At 23.6% G+C, this 7,570-nt stretch carries 7 protein-coding genes; 3 read left to right on the plus strand and 4 right to left on the minus strand.

Going from position 1 to position 7,570, the window contains the following annotated elements; all coding sequences use genetic code 4:
* Positions 1 to 371 precede the first annotated feature (371 nt).
* The 4 genes from D9R21_RS03445 to D9R21_RS03460 all read right to left on the minus strand — a co-directional run bounded on the left by D9R21_RS03445 (position 372) and on the right by D9R21_RS03460 (position 4,708).
* Positions 372 to 635 carry an HPr family phosphocarrier protein gene (locus D9R21_RS03445; RefSeq protein WP_126821114.1) on the minus strand — a complete coding sequence of 88 codons (264 nt, stop codon included), beginning with the start codon at positions 633 to 635 and terminating at the stop codon, positions 372 to 374.
* A 126-nt stretch (positions 636 to 761) separates the two neighbouring features.
* A complete protein-coding gene (locus D9R21_RS03450) occupies positions 762 to 2,957 on the minus strand; it encodes an ATP-dependent helicase (RefSeq protein ID WP_126821115.1) in 2,196 nt (731 codons plus the stop codon).
* A 38-nt stretch (positions 2,958 to 2,995) separates the two neighbouring features.
* Positions 2,996 to 3,730, minus strand: a complete 735-nt coding sequence (locus tag D9R21_RS03455) for an RDD family protein (RefSeq protein WP_241568716.1) — start codon at positions 3,728 to 3,730, stop codon at positions 2,996 to 2,998.
* 3 nt (positions 3,731 to 3,733) lie between these two features.
* Positions 3,734 to 4,708, minus strand: coding sequence for a glycosyltransferase family 2 protein (locus tag D9R21_RS03460; protein WP_126821117.1), 975 nt, complete (start codon positions 4,706 to 4,708; stop codon positions 3,734 to 3,736).
* Between the two features lie 852 nt (positions 4,709 to 5,560).
* Between D9R21_RS03460 and D9R21_RS03465 the strand changes: the two genes are divergently transcribed.
* The 3 genes from D9R21_RS03465 to D9R21_RS03475 all read left to right on the plus strand — a co-directional run bounded on the left by D9R21_RS03465 (position 5,561) and on the right by D9R21_RS03475 (position 7,289).
* Positions 5,561 to 6,301 carry a DNA-methyltransferase gene (locus tag D9R21_RS03465; RefSeq protein WP_126821118.1) on the plus strand — a complete coding sequence of 247 codons (741 nt, stop codon included), beginning with the start codon at positions 5,561 to 5,563 and terminating at the stop codon, positions 6,299 to 6,301.
* A 187-nt stretch (positions 6,302 to 6,488) separates the two neighbouring features.
* Positions 6,489 to 6,806, plus strand: coding sequence for a hypothetical protein (locus tag D9R21_RS03470; protein ID WP_126821119.1), 318 nt, complete (start codon positions 6,489 to 6,491; stop codon positions 6,804 to 6,806).
* A gap of 21 nt (positions 6,807 to 6,827) precedes the next feature.
* Entirely contained in the window at positions 6,828 to 7,289 is a 462-nt protein-coding gene (locus D9R21_RS03475; RefSeq protein ID WP_126821120.1) for a hypothetical protein, read from the plus strand.
* Positions 7,290 to 7,570: the final 281 nt, after the last annotated feature.

Raw genomic sequence — 7,570 nt, forward strand, 5'->3', positions numbered from 1 at the left:
TCAGTGTGCTTAAATATTTTTAAAATAGACTAAAATTACAAATATTTTATTTTTTTTTAAAAAATAGTTGCATTTATTTTAAATGATGTTATTATCATACTAACAAGAGACAGAATTTGCTGCTTGAATTTACATAATACATTTATAAAAAATAAAAAACTTTTTAAAATTAGTAATAACTTTAAAAAGTATTTTTTAGTGTGTCAAAATTCATAATTTTATAAATTATTTCTTCAATTAAAAATTATTTTTTTTAAAAAGTTGAATTTTTTATAAATTTTGTTATCATTTAGTCATAAGCGAAACTTAATTTGTTTCTAATTACTTAATTTTATTAAAAACCTCAAAATAATGTATACTACCAAATTACCCTAAATAACCTTGTTATCCTTCATTACTTTTTCAATCCCTGCAATTGCAGCGTCTTCATCAGAACCACTTGCAACAATTTCTACTTCTGCACCTTGATGAATTCCCAATGCAATAATAGTCATGATTGATTTTAAGTTACCAGTTTTTCCTCCTGAGAAAATAGTAATATCTGACTGGTATTTTCCTGCTTCTCCTACAATTAATGCCGCTGGACGTGCATGCATCCCAACAGGATCAGCGATAAAAGCTTTAAATGATGCCATTAAATTTCCTCCTTTAAAATATACTAACTTATTATATCAAAAAAAACAAAAATAAGTATATTATCCCTTAACAATTTTTTATGTTTTTAAATAAAAATTTCAATTATTTGGTATTGTTATTTTCTTTTATGATTCCACTTTTTTAATTGCTTGACTATCTGCTGAAATAATCTTGACATTATAAGGATGCGAAAAAACAATTTGGACATTTTGCGCAATAATTTTAACAACAACTCCAATTCCAAATAATTCATGATTAACCGTATCTTTTACTTTTCATGGATTAGTTTTAAAAGCTGATTCAATGTTTTTATTAAGATTAAAGACAGTTCGTGATTGTTTTTCACTTTGATTATTATAAGAAATAGTAATTGACTTTGGCTTACTAAACAATCTTTCGCTATTAACTTTTTCATAAAAATCGTTATCTAACTCTTTAATAAATCGTGATTCAAAGCGTTCATTACCTGTAATATATGAATAACCATCAGCATAACTAATAAACAACAATTCTTCTGCTCTTGTAATGGCAACGTATAAGGCTCGACGCTCTTCTTCTAATTGTTCAGTTCCCATCTTAATAGCTTGTGTTGTTGGAAAGATTCCTTCATTTAAACCAACAATAAAAACAACCTTTTTTTCTAATCCCTTTGCATTATGAATTGTCATTAAAGAAATAGTATTATCAGTTAAATTATCACTATCACTATCAGTTTGTAATGAAATTAATTGTAAATATTCACTTAATAATTCTGTTCCTGCTAATTCCTTATTTTGCTGATCAAATTTACCAACTGACGCAATTAATTCTAAAATATTTTCTTCTCGTTCTTCTTCATAGTTATCTCGTAAACGCTGCAAATAACCTGTTTTATTTAAGAGAAGAACTAATAAACTTTCAACTGATTTAGCAGTTGGTAATTGTGCTAATGCTAGGACAATTGCTTCTCGCACTTTATTTAAACTATGTTGAAGATTTAATGGCAATAAATCAAAATGTTGCTCTAGTAATGTTGTAAGCATTATTTGTTGCTCTTTTAATATTTGCATAATTTGTTCAAATGCTTTTGGACCAATTTTTGGCGTTAACAACAAAATCCGTTCAATGGCTAAAGAATCATTATTTATAATTATTTTTAAAAAAGCAAGTGCATCTTTAATTTCTTTTCGTTCATAAAATTTAAAAGCCCCAAAAATACGATATGAAAGACCATAATCAGCAAGGGCCGCTTCTAAATCACGTGATAAGTAATTGGCACGATATAAAATTAAAATATCATTATAAGCATAATTTTCTTCTTTAATTAAAGTTTTAATTTTACGAGCTACAAAATCACTTTCATCACTACTATTAGCACCGTGATATAAAATTGGTAATTGCCCTGAAGCTTTGATAGTAAATAAATCTTTTTCAATCCGATTTTTATTATGAATAATCAAATTATTAGCTAATGATAAAATGCTTTGTGTTGACCGATAGTTTTCATTTAAAACAATTGTTTGTGTATGCGGAAAATATTTATAAAAATTTAAAATTAAATTAATTTTTGCTCCCCGTCACGAATAAATTGTTTGATCAGGGTCCCCAACAATAGTAATATTGTGATTATCACCGACTAATCATTTAATAATATCAAATTGCAATTCATTGGTATCTTGAAATTCATCAACTAAAAAATAATCAAAACGATTTTGTCATTTTTTTAATACTTCCCCATTATTTTTAAATAACTTATATGTTAATAAAATTAAATCATTAAAATCAACGCTATTTATCTCTCGTAAACGTTTTTCATAAGTGTCATAAACTTCTGCTCATCGCATTTCATAACCATTTGCTGATGCTTTTGCACTATTAGGGCTAATAAAGTCATTTTTTCATTTCGAAATAAAATTCTTCACCATTTTTGCTTCTTGTGCATCATATTTAACAGGTAATGTTTTATAAATATTACGAATGATACTATCTTGGTCTGCCATATCAATAATATTAAAATGACGATCATAATTTAAATGAATAATATCTTCTCGTAAAATACGAACACATAGGGCATGATAAGTTGCAATCATACAACGCTGGCCACTATTTCCAATCATCTCAACAATACGGGTTCTCATTTCATTAGTAGCTTTATTAGTAAATGTAACAGCACAAATGCGTCATGGTTGCAAATTAGCATATTTAATTAAATATGCAATTTTATTAGTAATAACGCGTGTTTTACCACTTCCAGCTCCAGCAATAATTCGCACTGGTCCAGTAATTGTTAAAACAGCTTCGCGTTGATTTGGATTTAAACTTTCAATAAATTCATTGACCATGATATTCTGCCTTTCTTTACAAACAATTACATTTTACCCTATAATTCATCAATTTTTTTTAAAATTTCATCAGAAATATTTCCTGGTTGGTTTTCTTGTAAATGAATATGTTTTGTTTTTCTTGTTATTAATTCTTTTGGTATTGTTGGTGCTTTTTTAGGAATTGGTTTTTTCTTGACAGTAAATAAATGAAAATGACGATCAAATAAAATTTGATGATTTGGATTTAACACTAAACCAAAAATTAAACCAAGGTATCATAAAAAATAAATTGTTGTGATGGTTCGAATAATAATTAATGCAATTGGATTTTTATTAGTTGTCCGAAACAAATCACTTAAACTAACTTCAAAAATTAAATTTAAACTTAAATTTGTCAATAAAACAACAAATCAGGGTAAAAATGTAATAAATAATTCACGGGTAAAAATAACTGCTAACTTTAATTTTGCCTCACTCGTAACTAATTTAATTTGAAAACAAAATTTTCCAATTGTTTTACCATCTCAAAAATAAGGAATAAGAACAAAATAAAGAAAGAAAAGAACAAAAGTAACAGCAATAACTAAAATAGGCGCTCAAATTGTTCGAGCTTGATCTCAATACTTCATCGTTAAAGTTAATACTAAGGGAATTAAACTCGCTAAAATAATATCAAAGAAACGAACAAAAATCACACGAACTGGACGCGCTAATTGATGAAGCTGATATTCTTCTTCTGGTTTTGACATCATCGTAGCAGCTGAATTTTTATTGTTTGATAATTCTTGCATTATTTATTTTGTATTTTCCAGTTTTCAATGTTTAATAAAACCTTTAATATCAGCAACAATCATTTTAAATTGTGGTTCTTTTAAATTTTTAAGATATTTATTTTTCATAAAACTTTTATAACGACGTTCTAATTTATTTTCGGCACTATGGATAGCTTTAATTGATAATCTTTTATTGTTTTGTAAACTAATAATTTCTAAAAATGTTACTAAGCAAAAGCGAATAAAAGCATACTCTAATTCTTCTTGATATTCACGATATAAATTTAAATCACGATATAAATTAAAAATATAAATTCATTGTTTAATTAAATCAAAAACACTATAATTGACAATTTCTAATTCATAATCAACTAGCACATCTTTAATTGCAACATATCCCCCAGTATAAACTAATGCGTTATAAATAAAGAAAGTATCAGTACGACGATAATCAAGTAATGTAATATTTTTTTGTAAAATAAGGTTTCGACGAAATATCTTTGTAAAAAGTGAGCAATTAACATATGCTAACACTTCTTTATTAGTTTTAGGCGACAGTAAAACATTACATTTATTTCAAATTTCACTTTTTTCCTTTGAATTCGCATAATGTAACCGAAATTCAAGCATATCAACTTTTTTATGTTCAACTTGATATGTTTCAACTTTTTCTTTTAAAACTGCAACTGCTGTTTTATGAATTGTCTGTCCTTCATCAACAATCATAAAAAAATCTCCTTGTGCAATTGAAATAGCAGTATTAATACCATATGAAAAGCCTTGACTTCGTAAATTTGTAATTACTTGAATTTGTTTACCAATATTATTATAAAAGCATTCATTCATAAATTCTAAGAGTGGTGATTTTGGTTGGAATCCACTATCATCAATTAAAACAATTTCATAATCGTCACTTGTTTGTTCCTTAATTGATAGTAAAGTATTCATTAATTTTGTCTGATTATTTTGTACTACAATAAGAAATGATAAAAACATTCTAATCCCCTCTTTCAATCAATTCTTGCCATAATTATAACATTTTATTTCTTTTTAGTATAATTATTATATTAGAAAAGTAAAATAATTTACAAGTTTAAAAAGAATGGTTCATCAAATGACAAATGAAACATTACAAAAAAAATTGGTCGTATAAATAAAAGTGGGGTAAAAATATAAAAATTAGAAATTAATGTAAAAGCAATGTCACTTACAAAAAAAGTGATATTTTTTGTTTTTAACAATAAATATTTGAAATAGTGAAAAGGCAATATCTTTTTAATTAGCTCTAAGCATTTCCACTTCCTTGTTTCAGTTAATTTTAATGATATATTTATTAAATTAAGGTATTGCCCTTCCACTATTTCAAAACACTTTTAAAAACTTAATGGCACACTAGTTTTATATTATTTTAATTAATTTAATATTTTGTTTAATAACTAAACTAACTGTTCTTTGAAAACTTAATAGTATTTTTTGGTGTGACATTTTTTGCTATTTTGTATATTTTAAATGTGCAAAAATTTATTTTTACTATATATTTAATATATTTATTTAAAAGACAGAGAGAAAAAGAGATAAAAAATAAAATATTAATATTTCTCTCACTCTCTTATAAATAATTAGTTAATAACAAAATTAATATATTTGTTAATAAATAAATTAGATTAAAAGTAAGTAAAAAATTATTAATAATATATTTATCTCAATCTATATCATAAACAAACAATATAAATATATTAAATTAAATATTTTTGATAAACATATCTTAAAATTATTTATAAAATATAATGCTAAAAAAATATTTAATAATTTTAGTTTAATAAAATACAAAAATAGGATGATAACTTAATGAAAGAATTTAAGACTAATTTAGGTAAATTAACAAATACTGATGCTTTATTTTTTGTCAAAACATTAGAAAATGATAGCGTTGATTTAATATTAACTGATCCACCTTATTTATATTATTTACCAACAAGGAAAAAAGAACAAATAAATTCCAGTGAAATATCAAAAAGTATAAATAAATATATTAATGCTATTTATGATAATAATTTACATAATTCATTTGATATAAATACTTATTTAGATGAGTTTTACCGAATTTCAAAAAATAAATTTATGTTAATTTGAATGAATAGAAGACAAATTAAAGATTATTTAGATTGGTTTTATAAAAATAATATGAATTTTGATTTTTATTTATGAGAAAAAACAAACCCAATGCCAACTAACAATTTTATTTTGCAAGATAAAGAATATTGTATGATTATTTATTCTAAAAAACACCAAATTCCAAATTATCAAAATAATTATGAAAATAAAAAAACAATATTTAAAAATTCAGTAGGATCAGTTTATAAAATAACAGAACACCCAACAGAAAAACCATTAAATATATTTGGCGTTTTGATTAAAAAACATAGCAAAGAAAATGATTTAATTTTAGATCCTTTTATGGGAAGTGGTACAACCGCATATGCTTGTGAACAATTAAACCGAAAATTACTAGGTTGTGAAATAAATAATAATTACTTTTCAATGATAAAAAAACGATTAAATAAAATACAACTTAAATTAAATTTTTAAAAAATGAATAATTTTCAATTAATCAAAAACATAAATTATGTCGCAGTTTTAATTGCCATGATGGTTGTATTATCACAAGTAATGCGAATACAAATTATTCCAAGAACATCAATTCCATTATTTTTAATCCCCATTTTTATAAGCGGATTTATTTTAAATTGATATTGGTGTTTATTAAATTGGATTTATGGGACATTTTCTATCTGATTTAACATTATGAGGTTTTACTTTGGGATCATTATGTTGAAATATTGGTACGGGTTTATTGGCCATTTTAATTAAACTAATTAATTGAATAAAAATAAATCATATTATTAAAATTATTATTATTTTATTATCAAACATAATTATTTATTTTTCGATTGATTTTATTCTTTTTTGATTAAATCTTGGAGTTTTAAGTATAGAACAAATAATTATCGGAATATTAATTACAAATACAATATGTTTACCAATTTTATATTTTATAACATTAAAAATAATCAAAGTATTTAATAGTAAATAACGAAAGGAAGAATTAAAAAATATGGAATTAACAACTATAAAAGAATTAATAACTAAAAATGATATTGAAGATGAAAAAATAAAACTAAGAAATTCACTTAATGATTCTTTAAATTATTTGAAAGATTTTATATCAAAAATAACTGATAAAAATAATATTGATTATTTTAATTCTTTACAAAATAAAATCATTAATTACACAATTAATAATAAAAAAGATGCAGATAATGGTAGCGAATTAAAGTCTATTTTAAAAATGGAAGAAAAAAAATACTTAAATCCACTTTCTTCATCAAAAACTATTTTAAATCAAGTAAGAAGAATTTTATTATTATTTGAAAAAGAAATTAGTAATAAATTTAAAGATTTAACAGATGAAATTTTACAAAAACAAGTTTATTGGTATGAAAAACAGCAACAACTAATTTTAAAAAATAAGAATTTAACTAATAATGTTGGAATTATTGATCAATTAATTAGTTAAAACGAATTAAAAATTAGAGGATTAAAACAAAAAAAAGAATATGATATTAAAATAATTGACATTGATAAAGTTCCTAATAAATTTATTAAAAAAGAACTTGATACAGTAGACTGCACCCCAAAAAGTAAGTAAAATTAAAAAAGAACTTTACTAAACTTTTAGAGGATGTGCATTTTTATATGGCAAGAAAAGGACAAAAATTTAATAAATATACAGCAGATTTTAGAAAAATGATAGTACAAGAAGTTAAAAATAATAAGATAAGTTTTATTGCTCAAAAA

Origin of the sequence: Spiroplasma endosymbiont of Megaselia nigra (genome assembly GCF_003987485.1) — a bacterium.
Classification (GTDB): Bacteria; Bacillota_I; Bacilli_A; order Mycoplasmatales; family Mycoplasmataceae; genus Spiroplasma.